Source organism: Algoriphagus halophilus (assembly GCF_900129785.1).
Lineage (GTDB): Bacteria > Bacteroidota > Bacteroidia > Cytophagales > Cyclobacteriaceae > Algoriphagus > Algoriphagus halophilus.
Map to the genome: position 1 here is coordinate 1,450,301 of NZ_FSRC01000001.1, position 15,181 is coordinate 1,465,481.

Sequence of the window (15,181 nt, forward strand, 5' to 3'; positions counted from 1 at the left end):
GTTAAATGGTAAAGCCTCCATCGGCAGTAATGATGGAACCTGTGGTATAAGAAGAGCCTGGAGCGGCGAGGAATAAGGCTAAAGCTGCAATCTCATCTGTTGTCCCCAGTCTTTTGATAGCCAATTGTTTCAGCATATATGCCATTATTTTTTCATTGCTCCAAAGTGCTTCAGAAAACTTCGTCTGTATGATGCCTGGACAGATGGCATTCACCCGAATCTTGGAATCTCCCCATTCCCTGGCAAATACCTTGGTCAAGGATACCAATGCGGCTTTACTGATGCTATATACTCCCAAGCCCGGTTCTGGTGAAATAGCTCCAATGGAACTAATATTGATTACTGATCCGGATGAGGATTTTCTAAGATGGGGGAAGCAAAGGTTACAAAGTGCAAAAGCTGCTTTGACATTCACATCCATGATTTTGTCAAAAGCTTCTAAACTCGTTTCATGGATGGGACCAAAAACCGGGTTGGTTCCAGCATTGTTTACCAAAATATCCAATTGACCATAAATGGCTACGGTTTTATCTACCAGTAATGGAAGCTCTTCCATATTTCCCACATTACAAGCAATGCCTGTTGCTTCGTATCCTTTCCCTTTCAATCGCGCAGCCTCTTCATCTAATTTATCCTGCTTCCTGCTACTCAACACCACTTTTGCACCCGCAGCAGCAAAAAATTCGGCAATAGTCAGGCCTATTCCTTTACTAGCCCCGGTAATTAAAGCGACTTTTCCATCCAGAGAAAAAACCTTAGATAAATCCATAGTTTAAGAGGTTTTAGAGTAAACCTTAAGTTATAAAAAAATGAGATTTGAGAGCCATAGGACGGGAATATATCGGTAGTTTTAGTAAAAAATAATTGAATTAAACCCAAATCCTTATGAAAGAAGTCCTATTCGAACAAACAGGTAAGCCCTTAGAGGTATTGAAGTTGCAGGATGCTCCCGTTCCAAATCCAGGGGAAGGAGAAGTGTTGATAAGAGTAACCGCAAGGAACATCAACCCTGCAGACATGATGTTCATTCAAGGGTTATATGGTATTCAACCACAATTTCCAAGTAGTGCAGGGTTTGAAGCCTGTGGAGTGTTGGAATCCTCTGGATCGAAGTTGTCCAAAGGAACACGAGTTCTATTTTCAACGACCGGTACTTGGAGAGAATATTTGGCACTTCCGGAAGCCTCCTTGATACCTATTCCTGATGGAATGCCGGATGAGGTGGCAACTCAAGCTATTGTGAATCCAATGACGGCTTATTTGATGATCGAAAAGTCTGGCTTGAAAGCGGATGAATGGTTGTTAATTACTGCAGGTGCTTCGGCATTTGGTAAGTTTGCCATTCAACTCGCCAAGAAAAAAGGGATCAAAGTAGCTTGTACGGTAAGGCATGACGAGCAGAAGGAGATATTGAAGAAATTAGGAGCAGATCTGGTAGTCAACACGGAAAAAGAGAAACTGCAAAAAGTGGTTCCTGAACACACGGATGGGGGAGTTCATGTCGTGTTTGATGCAGTAGGAGGACTATTAGGAGCAAAAGCGTTAGCTTCTTTGAGAAAAAATGGTTTAATGATGGTTTTTGGGAGTCTAAGCCTGGAAAATATCCCACTAAATAGTGGACTCATGATTTTTAAAACTCTTCGAATTGAAGGGTTTTGGTTAACAAGTTTAATGTCAGAAATTAAATCAGAGGCAAGAAATAAAGCATTCCAAGAAGTGTTTGAGTTTTTGATGAACCACAGTTCTCAAGTTGATGTTGCAGAAAAATATCCTTTAGAAGAGTTTGAAGAGGCAATCAAAGCTTATGAAAAAGCGGGAAGAAATGGAAAAATTCTACTGATAAGTTAAATTCTTTCCAATAAGTTCTGCTTAAAAAAAAGGGATTGCCCATCTTTGTGTTTTCATAAACCAAAAATCAAGAAGGAATGAATTGGGATAAGCTGGATTTAGAGCTCACCGAAATTGTAGAAAAAAGAAATCAACTGGCAGAAATGGATTATAGTGATTCCAATTATGATGATTTGGAAGAAGAACTTCATGATTTGGAGGATGATTTCAATGCTGATTATGAAGAACTCTTAGAAAAAGAATTGGAAAAAATTTATGCTGTGTTGAAGTCTGATACTGATATCTTACTTCCTACAGCATACTTAGCTAACAAATACAAGCCATTGCTTCCGGATGCCAGAGGAATTGTGAGTTATGAGGTGGTAGGGAGAGAGGGGGTTCCTATCGAATCCGATCAATTTGATAGACAGGATGTAAGATTGGTTTTAGTGCCTAATCCTGCAAGGTTCTTGATGATCATCAACGGAAACCCTTTGAAAGTACTTTGGAGGAGTAGATAATCAAATCATTGATAGTTAAAGCTTTGAAGCCCGGTTTAGTCCGGGCTTTTTATTTGATATAGCTTAAATACAAAAAAAGTTAAATTTGAACTATGAATTCAAGAAGAGTAGTCATCACAGGTATGGGAGCATTATCTTCCTTGGGAAATGATGTTGCCAGCAATTGGGAAAGCGCCAAAAATGGAAAAAGTGGAGCTTCGACCATTTCTTATTTTAATGCTGAAAAATTCAAAACTCAATTTGCAGCTGAAATAAAGAGTTTTGACCCAAGTTCAAGATTGGATCGAAACGAAATCAAACGATCAGATTTATATACCCAATATGGTCTTTTTACCGCGGTAGAAGCCATGGAAGACGCTGGATTAGATATTTCAACGCTTGATTCACCCTTTGATGCAGGAGTGATTTGGGCAACCAGCCAAGGTGGGTTGAACACCTTCGAAAAAGAAATGCGGGAATTTGTAGAAAATGATTCTAATCCCCGGTTTAATCCATTTTTCATTCCCAAGTTTTTGGGGAACATGGCTTCGGGATTGATTTCTATGAAGTATGGGATGATGGGTATTAATTATGCCCCAGTATCCGCTTGTGCCTCCTCAAATAGTGCCCTCATGGATGCTTACAATTATATCAAATGGGGAAAAGCCAAAGTCATTTTAACTGGTGGGTCTGAAGCTCCGATTAGTGAAGCTTCAATCGGCGGTTTTTCTGCTTTAAAGGCACTTTCTACCCGAAACGATAACCCTTCAGCAGCTTCCAGGCCCTTTGATATGGAAAGGGATGGTTTTGTCATGGGAGAAGGTGCGGCTGCATTAATCCTGGAAGATTATGAACATGCCAAAAAAAGAGGAGCAAAAATCTATGCTGAGGTCGCAGGAGCTGCCATGACTGCAGATGCCTATCATATGACCGCAACACACCCGGAAGGTTTGGGTGCCTATCATTGTATGAAGTTTGCGATTGAAGAAGCTGGTTTAAATATTCAGGAGGTAGATTATATCAATGCACATGCTACTTCCACCCCCCTGGGAGATGTAAGTGAAACCAAGGCGATTTCTAAGCTTTGTCAAGGAGAAAAAAATAACATGCATCTATCCGCTACAAAATCCATGACAGGGCATTTATTGGGTGCGGCAGGAGCAATTGAAGCCGTATTTAGTGTGAAGGCAATCAATGAAGGTGTGATACCACCTACTATCAATACAGAACAATTGGATCCAGCTATTCCAGCAGATATACAAATCGTTTGTCAGCAGGCTTTGGAGAAAAAAGTAAAAGTGGCCTTAAGCAATACCTTTGGTTTTGGAGGGCATAACGCCTCTGTGGTTTTTAAAGAATTCAATTAAAAACAAAAAAGCTGCTTCTTAGAAACAGCTTTTTTGTTATCTAAAACCTAATTTTTCTCTAACTTTTTCCAAAATAGGATCTCCAATAGCTTTGGCTTTTTCCTCTCCGGCAGCAAGTTTCTTTTCAACCTCCTCTGGGTTTTCCATGTAATAGTTGAATAATTCCCTTTCCTTGCTGTATTTGTCCAAAATCAATTGCATGAACTCTTTTTTGGCATGTCCATAGCCGTAATTGCCTCCAAGATATTTTTCCCTCATTTCTAAGGTTTGTTCTTCTGTAGCAATCAGGCTATATAATTTAAACACATTGCATGTGTCGGGGTCTTTAGGCTCCTCTAAAGGTGTGCTATCTGTCACAATGCTATTGACATTCTTTTTCAAGGCTTTTTCAGGAAGAAAAATGTCAATATAATTATTGTAGGATTTGCTCATCTTTTGTCCATCAGTACCTGGAATAGTTTTGACCACCTCATCAATTCGGGCTTCTGGGATGGTCAAGATATCTTCTCCCATCAGCCGATTGAAAGTAGAGGCGATGTCTCTGGTCATCTCCAAATGTTGCATCTGGTCTTTTCCTACGGGAACCAAGTCAGCAGAATAAAGAAGGATATCGGAAGCCATCAAAACAGGATAAGTGAAAAGTCCTGCATTGACATCTGATAGTCGCTCTGATTTATCCTTGAAGCTATGCGCATTGGCAAGCATGGGGTAGGGAGTAAAGCAGCTTAAATACCATGTCAATTCGGCAACTTCTGGTCTTCTGGATTGACGATAGAAAACCGTGTTTTCTATATCAAGCCCAAATGCCAGCCATGCAGCGGCAACTGCTAAGGTATTTTGTTTTCTAAGCTCTCCATCTTTTGAACTTGTCAATGAATGAAGATCTGCAATAAAGATGAAGGATTCTTCTTTGTTTTGCTTTATCAGTTCAATAGCCGGAACAATCGCTCCTAGGATGTTGCCCAAATGGGGTCTCCCGCTACTCTGTATGCCTGTCAGTACTCTTGCCATTTGTTTAATTTTGGCGCAAATTAAGTAAATCAGGATATAATCCATTTGAAATTATGCGTTAATTGCAGCATGAGTAACATTCGAATTCCACTTCTAGTAATAGGTTTATTCTCTCTGTTGACACAATCCGTTCAGGCTCAGGAAACTGCAGTTCCAAGACTGATTTGGAAAGTGAATAAGGTAGATTTGGGGACTGTTTTTGAAGAGCAAGGAAAACAAATTGCAGAATATGAATTTACCCATACCCAGGATTCACTATTTTTTATAGTGGATGTATGGACAGATTGTGGATGTACGACAGTTGACTTCACCAAGGATACCTTGGAAGTGGGGGAAGTTGGAAACTTGCAGGTGTCATTTGACCCATCTTCGGCAGCTGGTTATTTCAATAGAATGATCATTGTTAAAGGAAACCTTCATAACACACAGGATACCTTGTATCTGGAAGGTACAGCAATTCCATATCCAGAAGACCCGGATAAGGTTTATCCTATTAAAATTGATGGGATTGGTTTTCGATTACCAAAATTGAATATGGGCGAGGTTTTCAACAATGTTCCCAAAGTAAAGATGTTGGAGTTTTATAATTTTGGAGAAGAAAGTTTGTATGCAGATAGCTTGAAATTTAATACACCTGAGTACATACAACTTCTACAGATTCAGGAGTTTATTAGGCCTCAAGAAAGAGGGTTGATCCAAGTTTCTTATGATGGGGCTTTGAAAGGGGAATTAGGATACGTGGAAGATCAATTTGCTGTGTCTTGGGATTCTTTATCAGTGATTCCGGTTTCAGTCATTGCTGAAGTCTTTGAGTATTTCCCACCTTTTTCTAAAGAGGAATTGAATTTGGTCCCTCAGCTGGTTCTAGGAACCAAAGAAATTGACCTGAAAAATATTTCTGCAAATACCATTCAAAATAGGTCTGTTACTATTTCTAATAAGGGGCAGCGAGCGTTGGAAATTAGGAAGATTCAAGGAAATTGTGATTGTCTAAAATTAGAAATTCCAAAGACCGAATTACGTCCTGGGGAGTCTGTAGAACTTCAAATCACCTTTGATCCAAGTGGTAGGAAAGGGATCGATCAGAGAAATATTTACTTGTTTAGCAATGATCCTGTTAATCCTGTTCAACTTTTTATTTTAAAAAGTAGAGTAGAATAGAACAAGCCAGTCTTGAAAGAAAATCATTAAATTGACTTGTAATTATTTGCAACAAGCGAAAAGTTAATTTATAGATTCAAATTTTTGTCCTTTTATGCTAAAAAGAATTTCTATTCTGTTCCTATTTTTTTTGGCATGTATTTCTGCTCAGGCTGCTGTAAAATATGCTTCTCCTTCTGGAAATTCTTCAAATTCAGGGAATGATCAATCCAACCCTTGGAATCTATCCTATGCCTTGGGGGTAGGTTCCCCGCTGGTAGCAGGAGATTCATTGGTTCTAATGGATGGGACTTATGAGGGGAATTTTGAAAGCTACTTAAATGGTACTGATTCCGATCCTATCATTGTGGTTGCTCAAAACGATGGGATGGCAACTATTGATGCGGGTAAAAATAGAACCAATGGCACTGGCCTTCTAATTTATGGATCCTATACTTGGTTTGTAGGTTTGAAAGTCACCTCATCCAGTACTGTTAGGAGTTCGGATGCAAGTAATGGTTTTGCAGAAATAAAGGATGAATTAGGAATTACGGTATTGGGGGACCATATCAAAATCATTAATTGTTGGGTCTATGATATTGTCGGTGGGGGAATAGAGTTATGGAGAAATGGTTTCAATAATGAAGTTTATGGATCTATTATTTTCAATAACGGTTCACAAGGTGATACCAGAGGAAATGGACATGGATTCTATGTGCAGCATCAGGATGAAAACCAACCAAAAATCCTTGAAAACAACATAGTTTTTCAAAATGCCTCTCAGGGAATTAACCTGTACACTACCAATCCTGAAAATAAAGGGGTAAAGGTCATTCGTAATGTGTCTTTCAATACAGGAGTAATAGCAACAGTAAATCTATCGGTGCATCGGCCTCCTCATAACTTTACGGTGGGGTCGAGAAATAATCTTAGTTCTGAAGTAGTCGTAACGGACAATATTTTTTATAGGGATTTGCAAGGTTCAAGATTGATGGCTGACCAAGTTAGAAATGTGACTCTTGGAAGGACCTATATGCCTAACGAGAACATTAGATTTAGCGAAAACCTGATATATGGAGGAGGGAACTTGTTAGAAATTCTTCCACTTAATAATATAGAAATAGGAGCCAACCGTTTTTTCAATGTTCATGGTAATTTCTATGCTGTGTTGGGGGATAAATCTTCATTTCCCAATGCCAGCTGGAATTCGAATTTTTATTTCAACCTAAATAATCAAGACATGCCTTTCAATGACCTCACATTTGGGGATTGGAAAAACAATTTTGGTTTTGACTTAGAATCGCAACTTTCTACCAATCCAATCTCGGACCAGGAAGTTTTGATTACTCAAAACAAATACGATCCCTCCAAATTTTATGTCACGGTTCTCAAGTTTAATACTAACCCTGAAGCACTTGTTGATTTTTCTGAATTTGGTGAGCTGAAAGGAAAAAACTATGAGATCATAGACTTTCAAAACCCATTCGACCCCACTCAAAAAGTAGAGGGAGTCTTTGGGGAAAATACTATTTCATTTCCTATGAATTGGAATAAATCGATGCAACCGAATGGGAATATGCCCTATGGGGTCGTACATACAGATGCTACATTTGGTACTTTTTTGATTCAATTCAAAACTTCAGAAGAGCTACCTGCTCCAGTATTTAAAGAGGAAATCAGATTATCGTTAGCAGAAAATGGAATGGCATCTACAAAACCTTCAGATTACTTCGTTTCCGGATATTCAGATGCCTATTCGTATGATTTTTCCAGAGAATTGAATTTTACCTGTGCGGATCTAGGAATGAATGAAGTGCAGGTTAAAGTAAAATCAGAAGGAGTCGTCAAGTGGGAGGGAACAGTAAAAGTTACTGTGCTTGATGAACTTAAACCTGAGCTTACCTTAAAGGAGTATCAGGGAATAATTGATCTTACCTCGAGCAATATCTTTGAAATAAAGCCTGAACACATTGTTGCAGGGGTTTTAGATAATTGTGGGGAGAATTTAGAGATACTATACAGTCCACAAACGATTGGTTGTGAGAATTTTAATGTGCCTGTGAAAGTAGAAGTATCCGTTAAAGATCAGTCTGGAAATACGACCATTGGAAGTACTGTTGTTACCATTGAAAAAACAGAAAGTAGGAAAGTGAGCCTTAACGGACCTGGTACAGCCACTACTGGATCAGAGGTACTATTGGAATTAGGGTCTGAATTTGATTATCAAGTTATTGGATGGTATAGAGGAGAGGAATTAATCTCATCATCCACTTCCAATGTGATTTCCATTAAGGAGTCAGGTGCCTATTCAGCACTTCTTCTGCCTGTCAATGGATGCCCTGTTTATTCCAAAGTAAAGGAGGTAGAGTTTTATGAATCTCCTCCTACCGGTGAAAATCCTTACCCTCCCTTGAAGGAGATGATTGAATTGGCATTAAATGAAAATGGTATAGGAGAACTTTCTATAGCCGAGCTATTTACAGCTACTTTGCCAGATGGATTATCAGTGAAACTAAATCAACAACGGTTTACCTGTGACAACTTAGGAGAGCAACAAATTGGAGTGACCATCGAAGATTTGGAGGGAAATATATGGAAAGAAGGAGTGAGTGTAAACGTTCTGGATCTAATGCCTCCAGTTTTGGAGACAAAGAACCTAGAAGTAGAACTCGATTTAAGTGTGGGTTCATTGATTTTGGAAGCAGGAGACTTTGTTTCAAATGTTGCTGATAATTGTGGTATTCAGGAACTAAGCATCAATCAAGCTGAATTGACTTGTGAGTCTGTTGGAAAAGAAATCCAAGTTGAACTAAGAGCGGTAGATTTTTCAGGAAATGTAACAGAAAAAACCGCAAGGGTCTTTGTAAAAGGGATGAGCAGTAAACCGGTAATTATTTCAGGCCCCGAATCTATTTGTGCAGGAGATATTAAGAAAATCTCCCTGGACAGTGAAGCGGTATTTGAGGTGGTAAGATGGAGAAGAAATGGAACTGAAATCCAAGGAGAAAATGGAAAATCCCTAGAGATTGAAGAGGGTGGCGTGTACCATGCCGTGATTCGATATGAAGGAGGATGCCTTTCGGAAACTGAAAAAATTGAAATAAAAACCTTGGAAAAACCAGAAGGGGAGATTTTGGAAGATGGAAATGTGTTAATAGCCCCTGATGGAGATTTTGAATACCAATGGTATAGAAATGGAGAGGTGATGGTAGGGGAAACGGGCTCCACTTTAGAGCTCAACCAGATGGGATTGTATTCAGTAGAATTCACCAATTCAAATGGTTGTGCCTCTATGTTAGGACCTGTTGAAATAACTATTTCCGGACTAATTGGTGGGGTACTTGTCTCTCAGGAATTAAAAATCTATCCTAACCCTGTCTTGGATGAGGTTGTTTTGGAGACAACGGGGGATTTTGAATTTATTCCTGATACCTGGAAAGTAAGAGATGCCAACGGAAAAGAGGTGAATGTGAATATTACCCTGATCAGCCAAACCTCCTCAAGAATTATCTTGGACATTAGGAGCTTGGCAAGTGGTGTCTATTTGGTGGCCATAGAGGGAGAAGAAAAGCAACTATTTTTAGGAAGAATTTTAAAAATTAAATAGAATTTAATTTTGTAAAGCTTTGAATTGTAGCGAATTAATTGAAGGGTTCGTTTGGTATAAAAGATAATAATTATACCAAAATCAACCTTTTATGAAAGACTTGTTCAGTTTCCTATTGCTTAGCTCTTTTTTATTTTTTTCCTGCGCTGAGAATGAAGAAGATCCAGTCCTTAAAGTTACCTATGAAGTGATCACTACGGGTGGAGCGGAATGGTATGGGGAGTTTGATGATGAAAATGGGGAAAGAATCAATTCTTTTGACTTGAATTCAGGCCTGCTCTCCAGTGGCTGGAAATACGAATTTGAACCAAAAGTTTCTCCTATAACTCTGACCATTCATGGTACCACAAATTGTCCAACCTGTGGCAGTGATTCTCAGAGATTAAATTCTGAAGATATCACAGTTAATATTTACATCAATGATAAGTTAGTGCAAACTGAAACAAATACCTGCCGGGAATGCACGATTCCACCTATCAAGGGGATGGCAACAGCTTGGATGAAATTACCTGAGGAATTGGAGTAGAAAAATTAAAGAAAGGCTGTCTCATAAAGCTTTTGATCTAGTCTGAGAGAAGTCAAAGTCCATTAAATCCAAAAGAACCTCAATTCGACTACGTTCCATGTGACAAAACCAATGAATGAGACAGCCTCTCGAATTATTTGAAAGCAGGAATCCCTGTGATTTCATTTCCCAGGATCAGCAAATGAATATCGTGTGTTCCTTCGTAAGTGATTACAGACTCCAAATTCATCATATGTCGCATGATGGGGTATTCACCAGTGATTCCCATTCCTCCATGGATCTGTCTCGCCTCTCTGGCGATTTGCAGTGCCATTTCCACATTATTTCTTTTGGCCATGGATATATGTACTGTTTTCGCTTTTCCTTCATTCATCATTTTTCCAACTTTCCATGCCAATAGCTGAGCTTTGGTAATTTCAGTCAGCATTTCAGCTAGTTTCTTTTGTACCAACTGAAAGCTCGCGATGGGTTTATCAAATTGTATTCTTTCCAACGCATACTTTCTAGCAGAATCATAGCAATCCATGGCTGCACCGATGGCACCCCAGGCAATTCCGAATCTGGCTGAGTCCAAACACATCAAAGGAGCTCCTAAACCGGACTTATTTGGCAACAAGTTCTCTTTGGGTACTCTGACATTATCAAATACCAATTCGCCGGTACAAGAGGCTCTTAAGGACCATTTATTGTGAGTAGTAGGAGTAGAAAAACCTTCCATTCCTCGTTCTACGATTAATCCATGGATTCTACCTTCCTCATTCTTTGCCCACACGACAGCAATGTCTGCTTCCGGGGAATTGGAAATCCACATTTTTGCACCGTTTAAAAGGTAATGATCTCCCATATCCTTGAAGTTGGTGACCATTCCGCTGGGATTGGAACCATGATCTGGTTCGGTCAAGCCAAAGCAGCCTAAATATTCTCCTGAGGCTAGTTTTGGCAGGTATTTTTTCCGTTGTTCTTCAGAACCGAATTTATAAATGGGGTACATGACCAAGGAGCCTTGCACGGAAGCTGTGGAGCGCATTCCGGAATCTCCCCTTTCTATTTCTTGCATGATCAATCCATAGGAAATATAATCCAATCCGCCGCCTCCATATTCTAAAGGGATTTGTGGTCCAAAAGCTCCTACGTCACCAAATTTTTGGACGATTTCACTAGGGAAATGAGCATTTTGAGCCCAATCTTCTATGTAAGGTGAAATTTCTTTTTTGACGAAATCTCTCATGGAACTTCTGATCAAAAGATGCTCCTCCGTCAATAAATCGTCGATTTGAAGAAAGTCTACTCCTTCAAAAAGGTCTTGCTTTTGGGTTTTTTGGGTTGATTTTGACTCCATAGTATTTTGGTTAATTAGGATGAATCAGTGATTTTTGTCGAGTCAAAAAATTACTGACCGATTCGAAGTAAATAGATTGCTTCCTAAAAGTCTATCTTTTTCAAATAAATTCATCATGCAACAAGATCAATTTGACCCAAAAATTCTAGAAAAAATCGAACAGCTTGAACGAAAATTCAAAGCTTCGGGTCAAGACATGCTCTCGTACTTGGAAGGGCTGTTATATGCAGATTATCTTACCTATTGGGAATACATAAATTTGGACGTACTCTTATCCTTGCAGCAGCCGAAGACCTCCTTTCATGATGAGAAAATCTTTATCATCTACCATCAGATTACAGAGCTTTATTTCAAATTGATCATTTCTGAAATGGAACAAATATCCATTCAGGAACCGATAAGTGATGAGTTTTTTAGAACTAGACTGGAAAGGATCAATATGTATTTTGATCATTTGATTTCTTCCTTTGCTATGATGTGGAAGGGAATGGAAAGAGAACAATTCCTCAAATTCAGAATGTCTCTATTACCTTCCAGTGGTTTCCAATCTGCCCAGTACCGTGAAATTGAATTGATGGCTGCCGATGCATTTAATTTGGTGGCATTAAAGAATAGAGAGGAGCATGATTACCATTCACCTGCAGATGATTTGTTTGAACATTTATATTGGCAACAGGGCGCAATAGAACTAGCCACAGGTGAAAAGACGTTGACTTTGAAAAACTTTGAGATCAAGTACGGTAAAAAGCTTAAAGAAACCATTGAATTGTATAGGCGTAAAAATCTGTGGCAGAAGTATATAGGCTGTGCTGATAAGACAGATGAATTGAAAGAAGCTATGAAGCAATTCGATTTGAAAGCGAATGTTTTTTGGCCATTGGCACATTACAAATCTGCCGTTAGATACTTACAAAAAGACCCGGTTGATATAGCAGCTACAGGGGGAACCAATTGGCAAAAATACCTTCCGCCTCGTTTTCAAAAGGTGATTTTTTATCCTGAACTATGGACTGAGGAAGAAAAAGAAGAATGGGGAAAAGGTTGGGTGGTCAAAGAAATTTTTGGAGATGATACTCCTGGGAAATACTAATAAGGTTTGAATTAATGAAAGGGAATCCACTTGACAGAAAACAGAAATATCATCCCGATATTTTATTGTTTTTATGGTTGATTCCCTTTATTTCTGCCTTTAATTATTACTTGACCTATTCCAATATTCAGTGGAATGGCTTTTTGTTGATGACCTATACCATTGATACGGTTCAAGGGTATCTTGCATGGTTATGCGTCCGATGGATGATCCTTTTTTTAGATCAAAAGGTCCCTTATGAACCTAAACCTTTAAAAAGAATACTCATACAGATTTTTTTTACTACGGCAGCCGGATTGACTTTTATTATCGTTACTACTGAATTGATCAGTCTTATAGTCAAAGGAGAATCCGCCCATATTAGTTTTTACACCCTTGATGTATTGATTATTAGTATCTGGTTTTTTGTAATCAATGGCATTTACATAGGACTTCATTACCAACATGCTTTTCGGTCTATTCAAGCGGCACAAAAGGATTTGAACGATGATTTTATTGGTTTTCAGGTACGACAGGGGAAACAAGAGTTTTTGATCAAGCCCAAAGACACTGCTTTTCTCAAAGTAGAAGATCAATATATTCTTCTTGGAACTAAATCTGGAAAAAATTATTTGCTTGATGGAAGTTTGGATACCTGGGAAAAAATAGTGCCCAAACAAGAATTTTTTAGGCTGAACAGGCAAACTCTTATTCATCGGGATATGGTAGAGGGATTTACCAAGCTCGAAAATGGAAAATTGCAAGCTCATGTTTTTGGAACTGAGGAATCTCACTTGGAATTGGGAATTAGCCGGATCAAAGCTCCCTTATTTAGATCTTGGTTTTTACAAAAATCCTGACATTTCATCCATATATTTCCTACATCTCAGCAGTAAAATGGGCTTTAATCTACATTTTAAGCTGATTTTACGGTAATCTTGTTTACTCGATTACAAGCCATGAAAAAGCCATTCCTTACTCTTTTATTCTTAGTTTTATTACCATTCCTTGCAGTTAGCCAAACTGAAAACCGGAAGGATTATCGAAATTTTCCGCTGACTTTAAGCATTCAGTTTCATGCATTTTCTATGCCTTTTAAAAATTTCAAAACCAATTTCCAAAACATAGGAATAGGTTTAGGAACGGAGGTCAGTCATAGTTCTAAACACAATTGGGTACAGGAATTCAGTTTGATTTGGGTTAGAAACAAAACCATTGGTAATGGATTGTTTTTTTTAACTCAAACCGCTTGGCGTCCTTATTTATCCAACCCAGTATTTGGGGAGTTTAAAGCTGGGATTGGCTATCATTTGGCTTTCCGACCAAGAGATTCTTTTAAAATGGTCGATGGAAATTGGGAATCCGTTGGTAAGAAAGGAAAAGGAATGTTAGCAATACCTCTGGGAATAGGATTGGGATCGAATCACTATTCGGAAAACATCTATTCTAGCCCATTTATTAATTATCAGTTTATGCTTTTAAAAGGATTTAATAAGACGGTTCCCATTATTCCTGAAACGCTAATTCAACTTGGGACGCGTATTCACTTTAATTCCCAAATCCAATGAGAAAATTGCTGTCAATAGTTGTTATGGTTTGGTTGCTGCTTCCCATTCATTTTTCCATTGCCCAGGAAGAATCAGTACTTCTATGTGATCATGCAGTAGAAACAACGGTTCAGGATAATTTTGGTGGGCTGGAAGAAAAAATGAAACAATTGGTAGCTGCAGGGGTGCCAGGATTTGTGATTGGTGTAGAATCTTCCAAAGGTTCTTATTACGGTGCGGCTGGGCTTGCCCAAATTGAAAATCGCGTTCCTATGGGAATTTGCCATTTACAGTACCTTCAAAGTATCTCAAAACTATACTTGGCTGTTTCAATTCTTCAATTCCATGAAACTGGAGCTTTGGATCTTGATCTGCCTATTTCCAATTATCTTCCTTCGGAATTGGCAGCTTGGGTGGAAGGTTCTGATCGCATGACCGTTAGAATGCTATTAAATCATACCTCTGGTATTCCTGAATACAATTACCTAGCCAATTATGTTTCGCTTTTATTGCAAAGTCCTGAGCATGAGTTTATTCCTGAAGACTATATTGAATTGATAAAGGGAAAAGAATTAGATTTTGAACCAGGGTCAAAGTATTCGTATCGTAATTCAGGCTATGTACTGTTGGCTTTGATGATGGATTTCTTAACAGGAGATCATGCTCAATATATGCAGGAGCATATTTTTGATCAGTTGGGATTGGAAAATACTTTTTATAGAAATGATTCTAACTATTTAACCTATCCCAATCTAGTGAATGGGTATTGGGATAGATTTAGCAATGGAATTATTGAGAATTCTAGCCGTCTACAAATCGCAAATGTTTCCAGACTAGTAGGAGATGATGGAATAGTCACCACCCCCAGAGATGCGATTATATTTCTCCAGGCATTGATGAAAGGGAGACTTATTTCTGAGGAAAGTCTTTCAGAAATGAAGAATTGGGTTTCGGATTCGAATGGAAACCCTGCTTATGGATTGGGATTGGATTATTCTGAATTTGCAGGAGAAAAAGCATTTGGGCACAGTGGAGGCGGTTTGGGTGCAGGAAGTCAACTCTATTATTTCCCAGAAAAGGACCTTTATTTTTTCATGGCCATCAATTTGGCAACAGTGACCGATAGTCCGATTCATCAGGATGCAGAACCCATATTAAATGAAATCTATAAACTATTAATAAAGGGTTGAAGGTGGAGGAATCAGAGGCTAAGGGCGAATGGTGCATTAAGAAAGGTAATAGTCCTCA

13 protein-coding genes are annotated in these 15,181 nt (G+C 38.7%); 10 read left to right on the plus strand and 3 right to left on the minus strand.

What is annotated here, in order from left to right:
- Window position 1 precedes the first annotated feature (1 nt).
- Window positions 2-769 (minus strand): SDR family NAD(P)-dependent oxidoreductase, encoded by a 768-nt coding sequence (locus tag BUR11_RS06200; RefSeq protein WP_074223917.1) that lies wholly within the window; start codon window positions 767-769, stop codon window positions 2-4.
- 116 nt (window positions 770-885) lie between these two features.
- Between BUR11_RS06200 and BUR11_RS06205 the strand changes: the two genes are divergently transcribed.
- The 3 genes from BUR11_RS06205 to fabF all read left to right on the plus strand — a co-directional run bounded on the left by BUR11_RS06205 (window position 886) and on the right by fabF (window position 3,694).
- Window positions 886-1,848 (plus strand): zinc-dependent alcohol dehydrogenase family protein, encoded by a 963-nt coding sequence (locus BUR11_RS06205; RefSeq protein ID WP_074223918.1) that lies wholly within the window; start codon window positions 886-888, stop codon window positions 1,846-1,848.
- Window positions 1,849-1,925: 77 nt separating this feature from the next.
- Window positions 1,926-2,348 carry a hypothetical protein gene (locus tag BUR11_RS06210; protein WP_074223919.1) on the plus strand — a complete coding sequence of 141 codons (423 nt, stop codon included), beginning with the start codon at window positions 1,926-1,928 and terminating at the stop codon, window positions 2,346-2,348.
- Window positions 2,349-2,440: 92 nt separating this feature from the next.
- On the plus strand, window positions 2,441-3,694 hold the full coding sequence (gene fabF / locus BUR11_RS06215; protein WP_074223920.1) for a beta-ketoacyl-ACP synthase II: 1,254 nt from the start codon (window positions 2,441-2,443) through the stop codon (window positions 3,692-3,694).
- A 36-nt stretch (window positions 3,695-3,730) separates the two neighbouring features.
- On the opposite strand, the gene trpS is transcribed toward fabF, so the two are convergent.
- Entirely contained in the window at window positions 3,731-4,705 is a 975-nt protein-coding gene (gene trpS / locus BUR11_RS06220) for a tryptophan--tRNA ligase (RefSeq protein WP_074225140.1), read from the minus strand.
- A gap of 69 nt (window positions 4,706-4,774) precedes the next feature.
- Between trpS and BUR11_RS06225 the strand changes: the two genes are divergently transcribed.
- From BUR11_RS06225 to BUR11_RS06235, 3 genes are all read left to right on the plus strand, one after another.
- Window positions 4,775-5,866, plus strand: coding sequence for a DUF1573 domain-containing protein (locus tag BUR11_RS06225; RefSeq protein ID WP_084560871.1), 1,092 nt, complete (start codon window positions 4,775-4,777; stop codon window positions 5,864-5,866).
- A 94-nt stretch (window positions 5,867-5,960) separates the two neighbouring features.
- Window positions 5,961-9,452 carry a T9SS type A sorting domain-containing protein gene (locus BUR11_RS06230; RefSeq protein WP_074223921.1) on the plus strand — a complete coding sequence of 1,164 codons (3,492 nt, stop codon included), beginning with the start codon at window positions 5,961-5,963 and terminating at the stop codon, window positions 9,450-9,452.
- A 91-nt stretch (window positions 9,453-9,543) separates the two neighbouring features.
- Window positions 9,544-9,978: a hypothetical protein gene (locus BUR11_RS06235; RefSeq protein WP_074223922.1), complete on the plus strand. Its 435-nt coding sequence runs from the start codon at window positions 9,544-9,546 to the stop codon at window positions 9,976-9,978.
- Between the two features lie 133 nt (window positions 9,979-10,111).
- On the opposite strand, the gene BUR11_RS06240 is transcribed toward BUR11_RS06235, so the two are convergent.
- Window positions 10,112-11,317, minus strand: a complete 1,206-nt coding sequence (locus BUR11_RS06240; protein WP_074223923.1) for an acyl-CoA dehydrogenase family protein — start codon at window positions 11,315-11,317, stop codon at window positions 10,112-10,114.
- 115 nt (window positions 11,318-11,432) lie between these two features.
- On the opposite strand from BUR11_RS06240, the gene BUR11_RS06245 reads away from it, so the two are divergent.
- From BUR11_RS06245 to BUR11_RS06260, 4 genes are all read left to right on the plus strand, one after another.
- The gene (locus BUR11_RS06245) at window positions 11,433-12,407 is read left to right on the plus strand and encodes a tryptophan 2,3-dioxygenase family protein (protein WP_074223924.1); all 975 of its coding nucleotides are present in this window, start codon (window positions 11,433-11,435) and stop codon (window positions 12,405-12,407) included.
- Window positions 12,408-12,421: 14 nt separating this feature from the next.
- The gene (locus tag BUR11_RS06250; RefSeq protein ID WP_074223925.1) at window positions 12,422-13,246 is read left to right on the plus strand and encodes a LytTR family DNA-binding domain-containing protein; all 825 of its coding nucleotides are present in this window, start codon (window positions 12,422-12,424) and stop codon (window positions 13,244-13,246) included.
- A gap of 99 nt (window positions 13,247-13,345) precedes the next feature.
- Entirely contained in the window at window positions 13,346-13,954 is a 609-nt protein-coding gene (locus BUR11_RS06255) for a hypothetical protein (RefSeq protein ID WP_074223926.1), read from the plus strand.
- A complete protein-coding gene (locus tag BUR11_RS06260; protein WP_084560872.1) occupies window positions 13,951-15,123 on the plus strand; it encodes a serine hydrolase domain-containing protein in 1,173 nt (390 codons plus the stop codon). Before BUR11_RS06255 ends, BUR11_RS06260 begins: the two co-directional genes overlap by 4 nt.
- Window positions 15,124-15,181 lie beyond the last annotated feature (58 nt).